This window comes from Gordonia otitidis, from assembly GCF_020735545.1.
Classification (GTDB): domain Bacteria; phylum Actinomycetota; class Actinomycetes; order Mycobacteriales; family Mycobacteriaceae; genus Gordonia; species Gordonia otitidis.
The window spans coordinates 3,940,894-3,960,945 of record NZ_CP085974.1 but is presented as its reverse complement, the minus strand read 5'-3'; the positions used below and the strand labels follow the sequence as shown (position 1 = coordinate 3,960,945).

Genomic DNA, 20,052 nt, shown 5'->3' with positions numbered 1-20,052 from the left:
ACTCACCGGCGATCAGTGCGAGCCGGACGGTGCGCCCGCGGCGACTTCGTCGTCACGGGGTACATGCGAGGTTCCCACGATGCGTCCCGAGCCGACGACGAGGTCGCCCCTCTCCGCATCGGGTAGATAGAGCACCGCCGCCTGACCACGGGCGACGCCGGTCAGCGGTTCGCGTAGTGCGATGTCGATACCGGGCTGACCGTCCGCACGCGTCGTCGGGCTCGCGACCGCGCGCGCCAGTCCTCCGTGTGCACGCACCTGCACAACACACTCGAGCGGACCGCTCGGCTGCTGCCCGGAAGTCCACACCGCCTTGGTGGCGCTGATCGAGAACACCTGCAGATTCTCCGCGGAGCCGACGGTCACGGTGCCCGACTCGGGGTCGATGTCGGTGACGTAGCGCGGGCGACCGTCGGCCGCCGGTGCGTCGATACCGAGTCCCTTGCGCTGGCCGATGGTGAAACCGTGGACGCCCTCATGGTCGGCGAGGCGCTCACCGGAATCGGCGTCGACCACGGCACCGGGACGCACACCGATACGCGCGCCGAGGAAGGCGCGGGTGTCGCCGGTGGGGATGAAGCAGATGTCGTGCGAATCGGGCTTCGACGCCACGGACAGCCCGCGGCGAGCGGCCTCGTCGCGGATCTGTGGCTTCGAGGTGTCGCCGACCGGGAACATCGCGCGAGACAGTTGCTCCCGCGTGAGCACCGCCAGCACATACGACTGGTCCTTGTCGTCGTCGGCAGCGCGCCGCAACTCGCCGTCGGCGAGACGCGCATAGTGGCCCGTCGCGAGCGCGTCGAAACCGAGCGCGACGGCCTTCTCCGCCAGCGCGGAGAACTTGATCTTCTCGTTGCAGGTCAGGCACGGATTCGGAGTCTGCCCGGCCGCGTATGCCTCGACGAACTCGTCGATGACGTCGTCCTTGAACTTGTCGGCGAAATCCCAGACGTAGAACGGGATACCGAGCACATCGGCGGCGCGTCGCGCGTCGTCGGCGTCCTCCCGTGAGCAGCACCCACGCGATCCGGTGCGCAGCGCACCCGGAGCCGTCGAGAGTGCGAGATGCACACCGACCACCTCATGGCCTGCATCGACGGCGCGCGCCGCTGCGACCGCGGAGTCGACGCCTCCGCTCATGGCTGCCAGTACGCGCATCAGTTCCCCCTGCCTGCGGGAGCGGAGACCAGGCCTGCAACCCGCGCACGATCGACGACCTCGCCGATGATCTCCGCGACCGCATCGATGTCTGCCTCGGTGGTGGAATGGGCGAGCGAGAATCGCAGCGATCCCCGAGCGTCGGCCATACTCACCCCCATGGCCAGCAACACGTGGCTGGCCTGCGCGACTCCGGCGGTACACGCCGAGCCCGTCGAACACTCGACACCATTGGCGTCGAGCAACATCAGAAGCGAGTCTCCTTCGCAACCCGCGAAGGAGACGTGCACGTTGCCGGGTAGCCGACGATGATCGCGCGGCCCGTTGGCGCTGGCACCGTCGATCGACAGCAAGACGTCGAACAGACGATCGCGTATCGCCGCGACCTGCGGCATCGTCTCGTCGAGCGCGTCGACCGACAGGCGCAGTGCGACAGCCATCCCGACGATCCCCGGCACGTCCTGGGTCCCTGACCGCAGATCCCGTTCGTGCCCGCCGCCGTGCTGCAGTGGCTCACAGTCGACGTCTCGGCCGAGGAGCAGGGCACCGCATCCGTACGGTCCGCCGAACTTGTGTCCCGCGATACTCATCGCGGAAAGCCCGCTACCGGTGAAGTCGACCGGTACGTGACCGGCCGCCTGCACCGCATCGGAGTGCACGGGAACGCCGAACTCGGCGCCGAGTGCTGCGATCTCACCGATCGGTTGGATCGTTCCGACTTCGTTGTTGGCCCACATGACCGAGATCAGCGCAGTCTGCGCGGCATGCTGCTCGAGTTCTGCGCGAATGTGCGCCACGGAGACCGTCCCGTCGGCGTCGACCGGGATCACCACGAGTTCGGCATCGTCGTGGTCGGCGAGCCACTGCGCGGCGTCGAGCACCGCGTGATGCTCCACCGCGGACACCAGGACTCGTCGACGCTCGGCATCGTCTCGTCGCCGCGCTCGGTAAATACCCTTGACGGCCAGGTTGTCGGCCTCGGTTCCGCCGCTGGTGAAGATCACCTCCGACGGGCGCGCTCCGAGTGCCGCGGCGACGGTCTCACGCGCCTCCTCGAGGTGGCGCCGGGCGCGGCGGCCCGAGCCGTGTAGCGACGACGCATTACCCGGCTGCAGGTAGCAGGCGGTCATCGCCTCGAGCGCCTCCGGCAGCAGAGCTGTCGTCGCGGCGTTGTCGAGGTAGATCGGGGCGCGGGATGACGTGGACATACGCACCCCAGGATAAACGCGTGATCACCCGTCACCAATTCCGTGACGAAGCAATCCGGTGCCCGACCCGCCGTGCTCGCTCCGCTGCCGGTGTCAGCGGACCACCTGGCCGACCGCGAGCGCCCCGCACGGATCGTGCTGGCGGGCCAGCGCTGCGAGCCAGGCCGCTGTCTCCTCGTCGTAGCAGGAGCGGACAGTCCGTGGATCGGCACTGGCGGTGAAGTTGGGTAGCCGTCCGCCCGTCGCCCACGCCGACATGTCGCCGACCAGGCGCGTCGCATGTTCGGGCACGATGTCGGCGATGGGGCCGACGAGCGCACCGATGATGTGCAGATTGACGGCGGCGTCGCGGTGGCAGACCGCGCTGTCGGGTCCGCGCTGCTCGGCGAAGGCACCCCCGAGCAGCCGGAGCTCCACGACGAGCAGCGGCGAGGCCGCGGCGGGCCCTACGTGACGGAGCAACGTGGTCACCGCCTCGTCGGTCAGATCCGACAGCAAGATGCCGTCGTCGTGCGTCGGCAGCGGGTCGGTCGGGTCGGCGTGGATCATGCCGACGGCCGCGTACGGCATCGTGTCCACCATGTCCAGGATGGGGGTCGCGACAGCGCGCATCGGGGCGAACGTGGCCGCTGCGGTGTCGACGTCGGCGACGCTGGCATAGCGCACGGCCACGGTGAGCTTTCCCGCGAGCATCGGCGGGACCCCCGGCATGTCCGGCAGTCGGAGAAAAGCGACCGACGTCGACGCCTCACGGGGCAGCTCCTGCGCCCAGCGCTTCCATGCCGCAAGAACAGCCGACGCATCGGCACCGTCGAAATAGACTGCACCACCGTAGAACTGAGCAATGGGCAACAGTTCCACCTCCACCTCTGTGATGATGCCGAGCGTTGATTTTCCGCCGCGCAGACCCCAGAACAGGTCCGGATCCACGTCCGCAGTGACCCGACGGAGGCGTCCGTCGCCGGTGACCACCTCGAAGGCACGCACGTAGTCCGAAGACACCCCGACCGTGCGGACCAGGGGTCCGATGCCACCGCCCGAGAGGAACCCGGCGACCCCGACACCGGGCGCCGAACCACACAGCGGCGCAAGCCCGTACGGGGCGGCGGCGTCGATGACCCGCTGCCACCGGACGCCCGCTCCGATCCGTGCAGTGCGGGTGTCGGGATCGACGTCGCAGGTGTCGAGGGCCGCGGTTCGAACCAGCAGCGACTTCCCGTCGACCGATGTCGCCCCGTGTCCCGTCGCGTGAACCGCGACGGTCATGGAGTTGTCTGCCGCGAACGACACCGCAGCGGCCACATCGTGAGCGTCGGCGGCGTCGATGACCGCCCACGGACGCCTTGACACCGCGGGATTGAAGCCGACGGTCGCGTATCCCTCCTGGCTCGGGCGGAGAACGTCTCCGCGGATTCTGGCGCGCAGGTCGGCGATGTCGGCCTGGTCGATGGGGGTCGGTGTCTGGGTCATCACGAAGCTCCTCGAAGTGTGCGAACTGTTGGCGGCTCGGGCCGGTTGCGTCCGGTCTGTGTCGTGCCGCCGGGCCGTGTTCTCACCATGTCCGCACACCCTTGTGATGATCTTGCTGTCTTCTTGGAGTCGGCGCGACTGCAATGTCAGTCGATCGACTGGTGCGGGTCGGAGGGCTCAGCGGGTGCGCGCCGCAGTGGCAGCCGACGCCAGAGCCGTCATGTTGGCCGCGGTCGCCAACGCCGCGATGTCGGCGAGTTCACGGTCGCGTCGCGGTCCCGCGGGCGCACGGGACGCCGCGGCCATCCGGCACCGCAGTACCCCGGGCACGCTCCCCGCGGACTCCGAGAGCTGACGGGCTCGATCCAGTGCCTCGATGGCCGCATCTTCGTGGCCGAGAAGGAAGTGGAGCTCGGCGAGAGCCAGGTCGACCGGACCGATGCAGCCGACCTGACCGACGGTGGCGATGGCACCCGCGAAGGGTTCGAGGTAGTCGACCAAGAGCTGTGCGCGATCGGCCAGGTCGAGTTCGACGACCACTCCGGAGAGGATCACCGCCTGCGCGAGCGACGTCCACATCATCGGCTCCCGATCAGCCAGCCACGCATCGACCATCGCAATGGCGAGTTCTGTGTCGCCGTGCACGCCAGCGACGGTGGCGACACCCGAAGCCAGCAGCGTCGCAACGGAATTCCCCGCGGCCCCGGACACCACCGTCCGCACCCATTCCAGTCTGTCGTCACGGTCGATGCCGAGGACGTCGTCGACGAACTGCTCGAACATCCCCTCCTGCGTGGCCATCGCCATCATCGCGAGCGCCCCACTGCCGGCGACGTAGAGCTGCGTCTGTTGGTGGACGGCGAAAGCGGTGTCGAAATGCTCTCGCGCACGATCGAATTCGCCGTACCACACGGCGAGAGCGGCCTCCATCCAGCGGAGCTGTGCACGCAGGATCGGCAGACGCATCCGTTCACTGCCGACGATTCCGCGACGGAGGTGCCGCTGTGTGGCATCGAGGTCGCCGAGTGTCATCGTCGCCATCGTCAGCACCGAATCGACGATCACCTCGTCGAACGCCGACAACGTATGCGCCATGTCGCGGATCGAGTTACCCAGGGCAACGGATTCCGCCGCCCGCTCGGCGACACCGGAGTACGTGATCAGCCGGGCGATCATGACATCGGCGAGCACGTCCACGTCGCCGGCTCGCTGCGCGCATGCCTCCGCGCGGGCGAGGAGCGTCGCCGGGACGTTCGCGTCACGGCTGTAACAGGAGCCGATCGCCAACGCTCCCAGTACGCGTGCGCTGCTCGCGGCGTCTCCGTCGGTGAACTCGCCGACCGTTCTCAGGACCTCCTGCAGCGGACCACTCTCGACACCCGGCGGAACCCACGGCCATCCCCCACCCGATCGAATCAGCGTCGCCGCGAGCCGTCCGGCGGTCTGCGTACTCCCCGAGCGCATGGCATCCGTCAGACGCTCGGCGACGGTGTCGAGGACGGTCGCTACGTTTCCGGCTCGCAGGTGCGCATCGAGGAGATCGACGAGGAGATCGTCGCGCACCGTGACATCTTGCACCTCGGAAGCCAGCGACTCGTAGGTGCGCAGCGCGGCGTCGAGCCAGTAGGCGGCATTGACCGAGTCCCAGCGCGACGTGGCGTCGGCGGCAACCCGACGACACGCGGCGATCACCTCGGAGACCTCCGCCAACGGCAGTGCGTTGAGCAGGTGCCCTGCCCGACGCACCGTAGAATCGGCACCCGTCGTGGTTGCGAGGATCTCGGCCGTGCGGAGATGAATTCTGCAGCGGCGCAACGTCTTGATGCCCGCCATCGCCTCCTCGCGGAGGAGCGCGTGCGCGAACACGGTCCGATTGTGGCCGACGCCTGCCACTACGATCCGTTCGTCTACCGCGTCGTCGATGCAGTCGGCGACCTCGTCGACGTCGCGTCCCATCACCGCGGCGAGCAGCGTCACGTCGATCTCATCGGAGATGACCGCCGCGTGTCCGAGCACCTCGCGGGTGGTGGGATCGAGCGAGACGAGCCGGCGGTCGAGCACAGAACGCACTGCAGCCGGAATAATCTCTCTGCGTTGCGAATTCGGCAGGCGCGCATACTCGGCGACGAACAACGGGTTACCGCCGGTACGGTCGAAGAGCCCGTCGAGTTCGGCGGCGGACAGCTCGTCGTCGGATGTCTGCCGTGCCAGGGCGGTCACCTCGTGGCGTGTCAACGCCGGAACGTCGACGACGCGGCCGCCTGCGCGAACCAACGCGCCTCGTAGACGGGCGAGTTGCGCGTCGACCTCCTCCTCTCGGACCGTGAGGATCACGCGCACCGCCACGTTTCGCAGCGCCGTGGTCAGATACACCAGCAGGTCGATCGACATCGGGTCGGCCCACTGCGCGTCGTCGACGATGATGGTGACAGGGCGTGCCGATGCGCGTGATTCGATGAGGGCCTGCACCCGTTCGTACACCGCGAAGCGCGCAGCGTCGGCGTCGACTCCCGGCGGTACCGACAGCATTGCCGCCGCGTCGGCCTTGAGGTCACGGCACAGCTGTCGCATCGGCCACCATGCCGGAATGCCCTGTGCGTCAGGGCATCTCACCCACACGACATCGTCACCGTTGCGCGCTGCGACGTCGGCTGCCTCCTCGGCGAGCCGGGTCTTGCCGATCCCGGCCACGCCCGACAGAGCGAGCCAGCGAGTCGCGGGGCCCGAGCTGTCGTCGAACAGTGCGGTGAGCGTGGTCATCTGCGCCTCACGCCCAACCAATGTGCTGACGGATTTCTCTGACAGTGCTTCTGTCGTCGGGGATTCGAGGTCGGAGACGAGAGACGAGGATCGCGTGGGCGAGGACACCGGAGACGCCCCGGACCAGTGCGGCTGTCTCGGCCACGCGGCGATTTCGGCGTCGTGGCGGAGGATGGCTCCCTGCAACTCGCGCAGCTCACGGCCGGGGTCGAGGCCGAGTTCGTTGTCGAGTCGCCGCACGTGGTCGGTGTAGGTGGCCAGCGCATCGGCCCCGCGTCCGGCGCGGTACAACGCAACCATGTGCAACCACGCGGCTCGATCACGCAGCGGGTCGATGGCGCGCAAGGCCACCGTCTCGGTCAGCGCCTGACCGGTGTCGCCGTGCGCGAGGAGCGTCGTGATGTGCGCCTCGGTGACGGCCAGCCGCGTCTCGGTCGCCGCAACGGAATCGGGCACGACCCACTTCTCGTCGGCCATGTCGGCGAGAAGCTGCCCACGCCACAGCGCCAGGGCCCGCTCGCAACCCTCCCGCGCGTCGCGCCAGCGCGCGGCATCCACGTGATCGCGGATCTCGCGCGCCAGCGCGGTGTACTCGACGAGGTCGACCGAGTCGTCGGCGATGTTCAACCGGTATCCGGGACTGACACGTTCGATGGGCGACGGACCGCCGGATTCGCCCCGCAGCGCGCGCCGCAGATTCGAGATGTAGGCCTGCAGGCTGGTCGTCGCCGCAGGAGGCGGATGTGGGCCCCACACCGCATCGATCAGCCGATCAACCGACACGACGGCTCCGCGCGCGAGCACAAGTGCACCGAGCACGGCCCGCTGCTTGGGCGACCCGAGGTCAAGGACCTCGCCGTCGCACCGGACCTCGAGCGGACCGAGTATCAGATACTCCCGCATCTTCTCCCCTCACTCGTGCGGTCCGGAATGCCGGAAATCCGGCGATCTCGAGTCTACGACCAGCAACGACGCCGTGTCCCGTGTCCGCGTCGGTTCACCGCCTGCCGTGCGAGCGGCGTGCGTCGCAGCCGTGCTCGTCCGACCGGAAGCCACCTGGCCGGTTGCCTGGTCTGTGGTGGCGCGGGCGCGACGCATCGCGGCGACCACCACGAATGCGCCGACCACCGCGATGGCGGCGCTGATCCAGAGGGCGACGCGCAGGGCGTCGACATAGGCGCCCGCGTCGCCGCCGTGCAGCACCGATGCCGCGGGGAACACGGCGCCCAGCGCTGCCACACCGAGCGCGATCCCCGACTGACGGAAGACGTCGTTGACACCAGCGGCCAGCCCTGCGTCGTCGTGCTCCGCCTCGGCAAGTACGACCCCGCTCATCACGGGATTGAACACGCCGGCGCCGATGCAGGAGAGCAGGAATCCGGGCACCATGACCCAGCCACTGCTGTGCTCACCCGCGATGGTCATCCAGGCCAGACCCGCGGCAACCGCGACGAGCGCGGCCGACAACAGCACCCATGCGGGCACCCGGCCGACCGCTTTGTCCGTGAGTCCCGCGACCACGAGCATGACCATCGTTCCCGGCAGGTAGACGAGGCCGGCGGCAATGGCCGACATACCGAGCACACCCTGCAGGTAGATGGTCACGTACACGAACACCGCGAACATCGACGCACTGATCGCGAACGTGGCGACCTGTGCGCCGGCGAACGCAGGGTTGGCAAACATCGTGAGTGGCAACATGGGCTGTGCGACAACACTTTCGACAGTCAGAAAGACACCGAAAGCGACGACCGCGACACCGAAGGAGGTCAGGGTCACCCCGTCCGTCCAGCCGCGCGAATTGGCCTCGAAGAACCCGTAGGTCAACGCGCCGAGCGCCACGATCGCACTGAGCTGACCCCAGATGTCTCCCCGTCGCGGACTCCTGCTCGCCGACTCCTCGATCCAACGGGTCGCGTACAGCATCGCGACACCCAGGGGGATGTTGACGACGAAGATGGCTCGCCAGTCGATCCAGTCAGTCAGCACACCCCCGAGCAGTGGTCCGATGGCGAACGAGGCGCCGATGGTCGCCCCGTAGGCGGCGAGCGCCCTGGTCCTGTGTTCTCGGCCCGGAAATGCGTGCGCCAGCAGCGCCAGCGACGACGCGAACAGTAACGCGGCGCCCAATCCCTGTACGACGCGGGCCGCGTTCAAGGTGGCGATATCAGCGGCGACGGTGCAGAGCACCGAGGCAGCGGTGAACACTAGGGCTCCGACGACGAAGACGCGGCGTCGACCGATGCGGTCGGCCCACGCTCCCGCGCTCAAGACAACGGTCGCCAGCGCGAGTGTGTATCCGTCGATCACCCATTTCAGCGAGTTCATGCTCGCGTCGAACTCGCGCGCCATGGACGGCAGTGCGGTGTTGACCACCGCGATGTCGAGCATGAGCATCGCCGTGGCCGCGCAGACGACCGCGAGCGTGATGCGTTGGACCGTGCTGAATGACCCCGCGCCGTCGGTGAGCGGTGCGCTCCGGATCCATGGCGGGTTCGTGTGTGCCGGCGGGTTCGTGTCTCTCGGCGGGTTCGTGTGTGTCGGTTCGGTATGCGCCATGGCTTCTGCCTTCGTGTCGATCCTTCAGGGACGACGACAGAGTGCGGTGAGGCGCTTGGCGATCACTTGCCGACGGCTTGACGTCGACGCCGGAGGCAGCTCGGCGTGGACGGGGCCCTGCGATCGATGTGGCTCTGCGAACGATGTGGCTCGGCGAACGATGTGGCCCTGCGATCGATATGGCTCTGCGAACGATGTGGCTCGACGATCGGGACGGCTCAGGAATCCCGCTCGAGGTAGAAGTAGAAGTGACGACCACCGATGAGTCCGCCGCTACCGTTCATGATCCCCATCACGGTGGTGTCGTCGACGCGTTTGAAGTGGTCGATCACCGGCTGGCCGTCGTAGACCATCGACGCGGTGACCTCGCCGCGGAACTCGACGGCCCACAGCGACGCCTCACCCTTGCCGACCTCGGTGTTGGAGTACAGTTCGCCCGCATCGTTGCGGCAGACCAACGGCTGAACCTCGCTGGTCGAGATGAAGTTCTTACCGTACCAACCGATCTTGGTGAGCAATCCGTTCATCGCGTGACCGGTCACGAACTCGCCGCCGTGCCACCGTCCGAGCATGTCCGCGGGTCTGATCGTGTCCAAGTCGGCCCACACCGCGTCGAGATCGGCGTCGGCGACGGGCGTTCGGGCGGTACGCAGTTCGGCAAAGCGCGCCTGTGCGGCGTCGCGACGTGCGTCGACGTCGTTCTCGATCGGTGCCTGCGAACTCGCGGTCACGAAAGCCTCCCGACGGTTGGGCGCGCCCGGGGACGGTGCGCTGTTCTCACCGTAACCGATCCGCCCGCAGGGTGTGTCGGCGATCACCCGTGCCCCGCCACGCGTCCGCGCACCCCGCCGGTTCACCGATGAAGGTGCCCGACCGGGCCTCCGATGAGTTCGGCGCACCGGTCGGCGAGTTCCCTACGGTCGGATCGGGGGAGCTGGGACTCGTGCACTCGGATACGCACCGCGAGTCCACGGGTGCGCAACACGCGCCGCAACGTGTCGGCGGGCGAGTCGTCGCCGATGAAACCCGCTGCGGTGGTGACCGTCCCGGAGACGGTGAACTCCACATGCAGCGGGATGACCGGGACGCCCGCATCGATGGCGGCTTGGAAGAAGGCAGGCCGGAAGTCGCCGCGGGCGCGACCGCACCAGGTGGTCCCCTCCGGGAAGACCGCGACCGAGTTGTCGGCCTGCAGTTCGGTGACAGCCCTGTGCACCGTCGCGGGCAGGGCGCGCAACGAGCCCCGGTCGATCGATATGATGCCGAGCCTGCGTGCGAGAGTCGACACCACCGGCATCGACATCACGTCGCATTTCGCCACGAATCGGGCAGGGTTGACCACCGCGACCGCGAGGATGTCGAGATACGAGATGTGGTTGGCCACCACGAGCCCTCTGGTGTTCGTGGCGAAGGGTCGACGGTCATCGATGACCACCCGAATCCCCAAGGACCACAACAGGGTTCGCGCACTGGTACGGATGTATGCACGACGCAGGAGTCGCGGCAGGAACGCGACCAGGGATCCCGTCAGCAGAAACAGCGTGGTCGACGCCGCGAGTAGCACGACGCGGGTCACGACGGTGAGCATGTTCGCCGTCGCTCGCGGATCGTCGGCGTGGCACTCGTCGCCGCAGGGACTCGCCGGGAACCAGGCGTGGCGCACGTCCTCGTCCGACGACGCGCCGTGCTCAACACTCACGCCTGGAAGCGCGGACGGAACCGGTGTCGGCGAGAGCGGTGCCGGTGGCGTCGGGGTGTCCGGCAGCGTGGGCACGGGGATGATCGTGGCGGCCGTCATGGGGACCTCACTCTCGGGTGGGTACTGCGAGTCGCGCGCCTGTCGCACGAAGTCTGTCGAGGTAGCGGATGTTGGCGGTCTCGCGATCGAGAACCGTGACGAAGTCGCCGACGTCGAAGATCTCGTCGATCGCGGGTTGTCCGCAGACCGTTGCGCCCAGCCGCAGATAGGCGCGCAGAAGCGGCGTGATCGTGAGCGTGACGGGCGGCTCGATCTCGTCGAGGGTGCGACCGTCGACGAGGGGGTCGCGCAACGGAGTGGCTCGCCAGGGCGCCGGATGGCGGTCGAGCACGTGGTCGCGGACGCCGCGCAGCGTCGCACCCCGTGGTTGCCCGCCCGGTCCGCACAACGGAACCGAGACGCAGCCCATCACGTAGCGGTAATCGGCGTCGTCGAGATATCGGACGAGAGCCGCCCACAGCAGCGCGGTGATCGCCCCGTGTCTGTGCCCCGGCGCCACACACGCGCGCCCCATCTCGACCAGTGACCCTCCGATCTGGTCGATCTCGCGGAGGTCGAACTCGCTCGCGGAGTACCACCCGCCGGCGGCGATAGCGCGCGGCGGCGGGAGCAGCCGCGCGCAACCCAGCACACCGTGCTCGTCGTCGACAGCGACGAGATGCTCTGCGAACTCGTCGACGTGGTCGGCGTCACGGCCCGTCGTGTGGTCACCGATGCGGTCGGAGAAGCCGGGCTCCTCGGCGAACACGTCGTAGCGCAGTCGCTGGACCGCGTCGATCAGCTCGGCCGACTCGGTCAGGACGATCCGCAGGCGTCCGGCGTCGACGAGGGTGCGGGTGTCGCTGCGGCCGAGCTCTGACGAGCACGCGATGCGGCGCCCCACAACCGAAGAGGCCAGTACGTCTGTCATGTCCCAGATGAAAGCCAGTCGCAACGACCGTGCTGCTACGTGGGCGTGACGTGTCGGGGCGTGCTCGGTGAACAGAAAGCAGCGATCCCCGGCCCAGATGGGCCGGGGATCGCTACGAGTGGTTTCGACAGGCTCAACCAGCGGCAGGCAGCTCAACCAGCGGCAGGCAGCTCAACCAGCGGCAGGCAGCTCAACCAGCGGCAGGCAGCTCAACCAGCAAGCCCGCTGATCGAGCTTGTCGAGATCACTTGCGCTTCTTGACCTCTTCGGTCAGCTGCGGTGCGACGTTGAACAGGTCGCCGACGATGCCGTAATCGGAGATCTCGAAGATCGGCGCTTCCTCGTCCTTGTTGACGGCGACGATGGTCTTCGAGGTCTGCATACCCGCGCGGTGCTGGATCGCACCCGAGATGCCGAGCGCGACGTAGAGCTGCGGCGACACGGTCTTGCCGGTCTGACCGACCTGGAACTGGCCGGGGTAGTAGCCCGAGTCGACGGCGGCACGCGAGGCACCGACTGCTGCACCGAGCGAGTCGGCGAGCTCCTCGACGACCGAGAACTTGTCGGCGCTACCGACACCGCGACCACCGGAGACGACGATCGATGCCTCGGTGAGCTCGGGACGGTCACCACCGACGTTCGGCTCGACCTTGGTGATCTTCACGCCACCCTCCTGCGCCGGAACCTCGACGTCGACGCGCTCACCCGCGCCTGCCTGCGGGGCGGCCTCGACGCCGCCGGGGCGCACCGAGAAGATCGGTGTGTCGCCCTTGGCCTGCGCATCGACGGTGAACGCGCCACCGAAGATGGAGTGGACGCCCACGGCGCCCTCCTTGACGTCGACGACGTCGGCGAGCACGCCCGACCCGAGACGAACCGCGAGACGTCCCGCGATCTCCTTGCCGTCGGCGTTGGCCGCAACGAGGATGCCCGCGGGCGATGCCTGCTCGGCAACCGACGACAGCACGTCGACCTTGGGGCTGATCAGGTAGTTCGCGGCGTCGTCGGACTCCGCGACGTAGATCTTCTCGGCGCCTGCGGCCTTGAGGTCGTCGATGATGCCGTCGGCACCACCCGGTGCGCCGACCACGACGGCCGACGGCGTGCCGAGTGCACGAGCGGCGGTGATCAGTTCGTTGGTCACCTTCTTCAGGGCGCCCTCGGCGTCCTGCTCGACCAGAACGAGTACTTCTGCCATTGTTTTTGCTCCTGGATGTCTGGGTGGCCTGCGGCGAGCTAGGTGGCTGCGCGGGCCGGTGAGGTGGTCTGGTTACGCAGCGGCGCCTAGATGATCTTCTGGCTCACGAGGTACTCGGCGACCTTCACGCCGCCGTCGCCCTCGTCGGTGACACGCTCGCCCGCGGTCTTCGGGGGCTTCGGGGTCGAGCTGGTGACGGTGGTACCGGCGTTCTCCAGACCCACATCCGACGGCTCGACGTCGATCTCGGCGAGCCCGACGACCTGAACTTCCTTCTTCTTGGCGGCCATGATGCCCTTGAAGGACGGGAAGCGCGGCTCGTTGATCTTCTCGTTCACGCTGACGATCGCGGGAAGCTCTGCCTCGATGTGGTAGATGCCGTCGTCGGTCTCGCGCTCACCCTTGAGCGACTCGCCCTCGACGGTGAGCTTGCGCAGGTGCGTCAGGTGCGGCAGTTCGAGGTACTCGGCGATCATCGCGGGGATGGCGCCGACACGACCGTCGGTGGCCTCGTTACCTGCGATGACCAGCTCGACGCCCTCGACGGTGCCGAGTGCGCGTGCAAGCACGTAGGCGGTCTGCACCGCGTCGGAGCCGTGCAGCGCATCGTCCTGGATGTGGATGGCTTTGTCGGCACCCATCGACAGTGCCTTGCGGATGGCCTCGGTGGCACGCTCGGGGCCTGCGGTCAGGATGGTGACCTCGCCTCCGTTGGCTTCCTTGATCTGCAGCGCTTCCTCGACCGCGCGCTCGTTGATCTCGTCGAGCACGGCGTCGGCGGCCTCACGATCGAGCGTGAAGTCGCTCTCGGAGAGCTTTCGCTCGGACCAGGTGTCCGGAACCTGCTTGATCAGAACGACAATGTTTGTCATGGGTCTTCGTCGACCTCCTGCGTCGGGTTCGGCAACTTACCGGCGGGTAAGGCCATCGGTCTCCACCCACTTTAGCGCCTCCGAATTAGCCGCAGAACATCGCCTACCTCACACTATGCCCACGATCCGACCGCCGCGACCGCGCGAGTGCACCGGAGGGGGTTCGTGGGACGACCCCGGGTACTAGTCTCGTGGGGATGAGCGACGCACAGGGCTCGACCACACAACGTCGGTCGACGGTGAGCACCGAATCCGCTGCCGCCACAGGCGCGGCGAGCTTGGCCACGTTGAGCACCGAGACGCAGCTCGCGCTGACCGGGGAACGCACGGTTCCCGGCATCCCCGCCGAGAACTACTGGTTCCGGCGCCACGAGATCGCCTACCGCTTCATCGCCGAATCGTGTCGAGGTCTGCACGTACTCGAAGCGGGGTCCGGAGAGGGATACGGCGGAGCGATGCTCGCAGCGGCGGGCGCGACGGTCACCTGTGTCGACTACGACGCGTCGGCCGTCGAGCACACGCGTCGGCGTTATCCGCAGCTGACGATGATCCAGGGCAATCTCGTCGACCTGCCGTTGCCGGACGAGTCGGTCGACGTGGTCGTCAATTTCCAGGTCATCGAGCATCTGTGGGACCAGGCGGCATTCATCGCGGAGTGCAGACGCGTGCTGCGCCCCGGCGGACGCCTGCTGATCTCGACACCCAACCGCATCACCTTCTCACCGGGACGCGACACCCCGTTGAATCCCTTCCACACACGTGAGCTCGACGCAGCAGAGCTCACCGATCTGCTGATCGAGGGTGGGATGGAAACCGTTGTGATGCATGGCGTCTACCACGGTGCAGGTTTGTCGACACTCGACGAGAAGTGGGGCGGGTCGCTCATCGATGCGCAGATCGACCGTGCGCTTGCGGGCGAGGACTGGCCGGACGAACTGGTCGCCGACGTCGCCGCCATCACAGCCGACGACTTCACCATCGTCGCCGCCGACGAAGTCGACATCGACGCCTCGCTCGATCTGTTCGCCGTCGCGGTCCGGCCCTGACGACGCCGATGACCTCTTCTCCCGTCGCAGGTTCTGCGCACCCGATCGGTGGCGATTCGCCCGTGCCCGGACAGTTCACTCTGGTGCTGCACTCTCATCTGCCGTGGTTGGCCAACCACGGCAGATGGCCGGTCGGCGAGGAATGGCTGTACCAGTCGTGGGCTGCGTCCTATCTTCCAGTGTTCGCCATGTTGCGACGCCTTGCCGCCGACGGTTTCACCGATCAGCTCTCCCTCGGGATCACACCTGTACTGGCCGCCCAGCTCGACGATCCGTACTGCCTCCGCTCGATGCACGAATGGCTTGCCGACTGGCAGCTGCGGGCGATGCAGGCGACCGAAACGCCCGACGCCGCGCGGCGCGAGCTCGCACGTCACGAGTTCCGTTGCGCCGCACAAGCAATGGCAGAGTTCGAACGCCACTGGCAACATGGCGCGAGCCCTCTCGTCAGAGCACTGACCGAGACCGACGTGCTGGAGATCCTCGGGGGTCCGCTGGCTCACCCGTTCGGCCCACTACTCGACCCGCGCCTGCGTCGATACTCCCTCGCCGAGGGACTCGCCGACGCTCGCGGACGATGGGGCTTCGCGCCGCAGGGCATCTGGGCTCCCGAGTGCGCCTTCACGCCGGGAATGGAGACCGAGTACGCGGCGGCCGGCGTCGGACACTTCATGGTCGACGGCCCCGCGCTCCACGGCGACACCGCGCTCGCGCGGCCCGTCGGCGACTCCGACGTACTCGCGTTCGGTCGGGATCTGACGGTGAGCTATCAGGTGTGGTCGCCCAAATCGGGCTATCCGGGCCATCCCGCCTACCGCGACTTCCACACCTACGATCACTCGACAGGGTTCAAGATGTCGCGTGTGACAGGCAAAACCGTTGCGGGACAGGACAAAAAGCTCTACCAGCCCGATCGCGTCGCCCCGGTCATCGGCCGTCACGTCGACGATTTCGTCGAGCACGTGCGCGGACGGCTGGTGTCGGAGTCCGAGCGTATCGGACGACCAGCGCTCGTCGTCGCGGCCTTCGACACCGAACTGTTCGGGCACTGGTGGCATGAGGGACCGCAATGGCTCGAGCAGGTACTCCGACGCCTGCCGAAGGCGGGCGTGCGCGTCGGGACGATGGCGTCGGCCGCAGCCAACGGGTTCGTCGGCGAGCCGGTCGCACTCACCGACAGCTCGTGGGGATCGGGCAAGGACTGGCGGGTCTGGAACGGCCCACAGGTCGAGCACCTGGTCGACCTCAACGCCGAGGTGGTCGAGACCGCACTCGACACCATCGACAAGCTGCTCGACGCCGGATCGGTGCGCGACCACGTCGCCGACCAGATCGTCCGGGAGACGCTGCTGACCGTGTCGTCGGACTGGCCGTTCATGGTCTCCAAGGACACCGCCGCCGAGTACGCCGTCCGCAGAGCACACACCCATGCGCACGCTGTGCGCGAGATCGCCGACGCTGCCCTGCGCGGCCGAACAGCGCAGGCCGGCCGACTCGCTGCCGGGTGGAATCTCGCCGACGGACTGTTCGCCGACCTCGACGCCCGACGCCTGCGCGGGAGCGAGCGCGCATGAGGGTTCTGCTGGTCTCGTGGGAGTACCCGCCGGTCGTGGTGGGCGGTCTCGGCAGGCATGTGCACCATCTCGCCACCGAACTCGCCGCAACCGGGCACGACGTCGTGGTGCTGACGCGCAGACCGTCGGGGACCGACGCACTGACCCATCCGACCACTGACACCCGTGTCGAGGGTGTCCGCGTGATCGCCGTCGCCGAGGACCCACCGGAGTTCGAATTCGGGCAGGACATGATGGCGTGGACGCTCGCCATGGGTCATGCGTTCGTGCGAGCGGGGTTGCGCATCCTCGCGGCGGATCCCGACTCGCGGTGGACCCCGGACGTCGTCCACGGACACGACTGGCTGGTCGCCCATCCCGCGGTCGCGCTCGCAGAACTGTTCGACGTCCCGCTCGTCTCGACCATCCACGCCACCGAGGCGGGTAGACACAGTGGCTGGGTCAGTGGGCGCACCAATCGACAGGTGCACTCCGTCGAGTGGTGGCTCGCCAACGAATCCGATGCACTCATCGCATGCTCGACGTCGATGCGCGACGAGGTCAATCGGTTGTTCGGTCCGGGACTGCCCGACGTCCAGGTGATCCACAACGGCATCGACGTCGACCTCTGGCCGTATGCCGAACGGACACGCACTGCCCAAGGGCCTGCGGAACTGCTGTTCGCGGGCCGCCTCGAGTACGAGAAAGGGGTGCAGGATCTTCTCGCCGCGCTCCCCCGGATCCGCCGCACGCACCCCGGTACGACGCTGACGATCGCCGGCGATGGCACCCAGTACGACTGGCTCGTCGAGACCGCCCGTCGACACCGGGTGTCGCGTTCGGTGCGGTTTCTGGGTGCGGTCGGGCACGACCGACTCGTCGACCTCATGCACCGATGCGACGCGATCGTCCTGCCGTCGCGGTACGAGCCGTTCGGCATCGTCGCCCTCGAAGCGGCGGCCACCGGAGCACCGCTCGTCGTCTCCACGGCCGGCGGGCTGGGCGAGGCGGTGTCGGTGCACCCCGACGCCGACCCGACCGTGTCGCCGACCGGCCTGTCCTTCGCCCCGGGCGACGTGGCGGGACTGACAGCGGCCGTTCGGTCGTGTCTGTCCGATCCCGCAGAGGCCGGCGCGCGTGCCCGACGCGCCCGGCAACGCTTGACCGAGGAGTTCTCCTGGCGGGAGGTCGCCGAACGCACCAGCGGCGTCTACCTCTCGGCGAAGCGTCGTGTGCGGCACCCGGTTGGGCGCCCGTTCATTCCCGAAAGGCCGCTGCCCGAACGCGATCCGGGGCATTAGCGTCCCTCGACACTCACCGGCGGCTGACCACCGCCAGGCTCGAACTCAGTGCCCGTGCGCGCGGGCCTCGGCCTTCTTGCGCTCGATGTCGGCCAGCGCACGTTCGAGTTCCGCACGCTCCTGCGCGTTCGCAGCCCAGTCGTCCTTGCGGTTCTTCACCACTCGTGCGGGTGCTCCGACGGCGATCGAATAGTCGGGGACCACACCCTTGACCACCGCGTGCGACCCCAGCACGCATCCGCGCCCGACGATGGTGTTGCGCAGGACCGACACCTTGGCAGCGACCCAGGTGTCCGAGCCGATCCGCACCGGTCCCTTCACGATGCCCTGGTCCTTGATCGGCAACGTGATGTCGTCGGTCTTGTGGTCGAAGTCGCAGATGTAGCACCAGTCGGCGATCAGCACCGAACCGCCGATCTCGAGGTCGAGATAGGAATTGACGACGTTGTTGCAGCCGAAGACGGTCTTGTCTCCGATGCGGAGACTTCCTTCGTGACATCGGATCGAGTTGCCGTCGCCGATGTGCACCCAGCGTCCGATCTCCATCCTGCTCAACTCGGGTGTCGCGTGGATCTCGACATTGCGGCCGAGGAAGAGCATTCCGCGCAGGACGATGTGGGGGTTGGCCATACGGAACCGGGCCAGCCGGTAGTACCGGACGAGGTACCAGGGTGTGTATGCCTTGTTGCGCACCACCCAGCGCAGCGAGTCGAGTGTGACGAATCGCGCCTGGCGCGGATCGCGGCGGCGTCCGGCCCGCCAACGAGACCGGTAGGAGGCGTTCCACATCGTCGTCATGACGACTCACCCTAATCGACGCCGCGGTCCGGATCGGCGGCGGAGCGTCGCACGATAGGCTCTACTGCTGGCGTCCCGGTGCAGTGCCGGGAGCCGAACACGACGGGAGCAGGATGGCTGTGGTTGGCCGCCGGATTCGGGCACCGCGACGAGTTCTGGCTTCGCTGGTGCTCCTGCTCAGCGCCGTGCTGGCGATCAGCGCCTGTTCTGACGGACACATCGATGTACGTTCGGTCGCGAGCCCGGGCTGGGCCAGTTACGGCGGCAACGGCGCGAATTCGAACTACGCCTATCCGTCGATCCCGGATGATCTCGCGCTGAGCTGGACCAGACCGACCGGCGGACCGGTGACTGCGCCGGTCACGGTGTCGAACCACTCGAACGTGAACGTCACCGCGGCTACCGCCAACGGGTGCAACCTGCTCGTTCTCGACCCCAACTCCGGTCGCATGAACTTCTGCAAGCGCATGCGCGTGGGCATCGAGGCGAACTCCACACTGCTCGACCAGTTCGACCAGCCCTACGTCGGCGAGGAGGCGACCTTCCTGTCGCTCAACGCTGGTGGCGCGATCCGGTGGCGGATGCCGGTCATCGGCGTGCCGCTGTCTGCGAAGTTCGCGGCTCCCGGTGAGGTCCTCGTCGTGACGACACAGGGCCAGATTCTGATGCTCAACACCCAGACCAGCGACTTCACCGCCCCGGAGGTGCGACTGCGTCCCGAGGCCGACCCCGGCGATCCCCTCTGGGGTTACGGCGACTGCGTGAGCAACGGTCCGCGCTGCGCCGTGCCCGCCCCTCCCGCTGTCGACGAACAGCACAGCCGCTTCTTTCTGAACTTCTGGCCGACGGGCGCCATCGCCTCCCAGATCCGGGGCTTCTCGTACGCGAAGCAGGGCGATACGCGAACGATCCGCGAGATGTGGCACGCCGACGTTCCCGGTGGTGTGATCGGCGCGCCGACGCTGTCGGCCGACGGGACCACGCTGTACACGTTCAGCCGTCTCGGGCAGATCGTCGCGCTCGACGCCGCGAACGGGAAGACCAAGTGGACCTACGACAACGGCGGCTACGGATTCGCGTCCATGACCGTGTCACCCGATGGCCTGATCATTCCGACCGGTGTACTCGGTGCGCCGCTGACGCTGCTGCGTGATCGCGGCGACCGCGCCGAGCAGGTGTGGCAACGCAAGGATCTCGCGGCCGTGAGCCTGTCGACCCTCACCTCGTCCACGAGCGTCTGGACGGTCGTGCGCAGCGAGGATCAGAAATCGCTGTCGCTGGTCGAGGTCGACACCGCCAACGGGAACACGAAACGCACGCTGGCGATGCCGGGCGCCACCGGCTTCGCGACGGGTGTCGCGGTGTCCGCCTCCGGCCAGATCGCCACCGCCACGAACATCGGTGAGGTGTTCTTCTTCGATTCGAAGAAGAACATCGACTAGCTGCACACGGCAGCCACT

Annotated in this window: 15 protein-coding genes; 4 read left to right on the top strand and 11 right to left on the bottom strand. The window is 67.7% G+C overall.

The genetic code is table 11. The features are described from left to right. Positions 1-12 precede the first annotated feature (12 nt). The 10 genes from mnmA to LK459_RS18080 form a co-directional block, all read right to left on the bottom strand. Complete coding sequence (gene mnmA, locus LK459_RS18125; RefSeq protein WP_227919905.1) at positions 13-1,158, bottom strand: tRNA 2-thiouridine(34) synthase MnmA; 1,146 nt, start codon at positions 1,156-1,158, stop codon at positions 13-15. Beyond that, on the bottom strand, positions 1,158-2,366 hold the full coding sequence (locus tag LK459_RS18120) for a cysteine desulfurase family protein (protein ID WP_007239641.1): 1,209 nt from the start codon (positions 2,364-2,366) through the stop codon (positions 1,158-1,160). The genes mnmA and LK459_RS18120 overlap by 1 nt, the downstream gene beginning before the upstream one ends. Before the next feature lie 93 nt (positions 2,367-2,459). After that, complete coding sequence (locus LK459_RS18115) at positions 2,460-3,836, bottom strand: FAD-binding oxidoreductase (protein WP_227919904.1); 1,377 nt, start codon at positions 3,834-3,836, stop codon at positions 2,460-2,462. 177 nt (positions 3,837-4,013) lie between these two features. After that, complete coding sequence (locus LK459_RS18110; RefSeq protein WP_227919903.1) at positions 4,014-7,499, bottom strand: AfsR/SARP family transcriptional regulator; 3,486 nt, start codon at positions 7,497-7,499, stop codon at positions 4,014-4,016. 9 nt (positions 7,500-7,508) lie between these two features. Continuing rightward, positions 7,509-9,155: an MFS transporter gene (locus LK459_RS18105; protein ID WP_227919901.1), complete on the bottom strand. Its 1,647-nt coding sequence runs from the start codon at positions 9,153-9,155 to the stop codon at positions 7,509-7,511. 218 nt (positions 9,156-9,373) lie between these two features. Continuing rightward, positions 9,374-9,886: a DUF4334 domain-containing protein gene (locus tag LK459_RS18100; protein WP_227919900.1), complete on the bottom strand. Its 513-nt coding sequence runs from the start codon at positions 9,884-9,886 to the stop codon at positions 9,374-9,376. A gap of 122 nt (positions 9,887-10,008) precedes the next feature. Beyond that, positions 10,009-10,953: a lysophospholipid acyltransferase family protein gene (locus tag LK459_RS18095; RefSeq protein ID WP_227919899.1), complete on the bottom strand. Its 945-nt coding sequence runs from the start codon at positions 10,951-10,953 to the stop codon at positions 10,009-10,011. Positions 10,954-10,960: 7 nt separating this feature from the next. Further along, a complete protein-coding gene (locus tag LK459_RS18090) occupies positions 10,961-11,848 on the bottom strand; it encodes a GNAT family N-acetyltransferase (RefSeq protein WP_407648636.1) in 888 nt (295 codons plus the stop codon). 220 nt (positions 11,849-12,068) lie between these two features. Next, complete coding sequence (locus tag LK459_RS18085) at positions 12,069-13,022, bottom strand: electron transfer flavoprotein subunit alpha/FixB family protein (RefSeq protein WP_007239634.1); 954 nt, start codon at positions 13,020-13,022, stop codon at positions 12,069-12,071. Between the two features lie 86 nt (positions 13,023-13,108). Continuing rightward, positions 13,109-13,894, bottom strand: a complete 786-nt coding sequence (locus tag LK459_RS18080; protein ID WP_007239633.1) for an electron transfer flavoprotein subunit beta/FixA family protein — start codon at positions 13,892-13,894, stop codon at positions 13,109-13,111. A gap of 197 nt (positions 13,895-14,091) precedes the next feature. On the opposite strand from LK459_RS18080, the gene LK459_RS18075 reads away from it, so the two are divergent. Genes LK459_RS18075 through LK459_RS18065 form a run of 3 tightly spaced genes read left to right on the top strand, consistent with a single transcriptional unit; the run spans position 14,092 to position 17,794 of the window. Continuing rightward, positions 14,092-14,940: a class I SAM-dependent methyltransferase gene (locus LK459_RS18075; RefSeq protein WP_227919897.1), complete on the top strand. Its 849-nt coding sequence runs from the start codon at positions 14,092-14,094 to the stop codon at positions 14,938-14,940. 8 nt (positions 14,941-14,948) lie between these two features. Then, positions 14,949-16,514, top strand: coding sequence for a 1,4-alpha-glucan branching protein domain-containing protein (locus LK459_RS18070; protein WP_227919895.1), 1,566 nt, complete (start codon positions 14,949-14,951; stop codon positions 16,512-16,514). Then, positions 16,511-17,794, top strand: a complete 1,284-nt coding sequence (locus LK459_RS18065) for a glycosyltransferase family 4 protein (protein WP_227919894.1) — start codon at positions 16,511-16,513, stop codon at positions 17,792-17,794. The genes LK459_RS18070 and LK459_RS18065 overlap by 4 nt, the downstream gene beginning before the upstream one ends. A gap of 45 nt (positions 17,795-17,839) precedes the next feature. On the opposite strand, the gene LK459_RS18060 is transcribed toward LK459_RS18065, so the two are convergent. Continuing rightward, complete coding sequence (locus tag LK459_RS18060) at positions 17,840-18,592, bottom strand: acyltransferase (protein ID WP_007239629.1); 753 nt, start codon at positions 18,590-18,592, stop codon at positions 17,840-17,842. Between the two features lie 113 nt (positions 18,593-18,705). Between LK459_RS18060 and LK459_RS18055 the strand changes: the two genes are divergently transcribed. Beyond that, the gene (locus tag LK459_RS18055; RefSeq protein ID WP_227919893.1) at positions 18,706-20,034 is read left to right on the top strand and encodes an outer membrane protein assembly factor BamB family protein; all 1,329 of its coding nucleotides are present in this window, start codon (positions 18,706-18,708) and stop codon (positions 20,032-20,034) included. Positions 20,035-20,052: the final 18 nt, after the last annotated feature.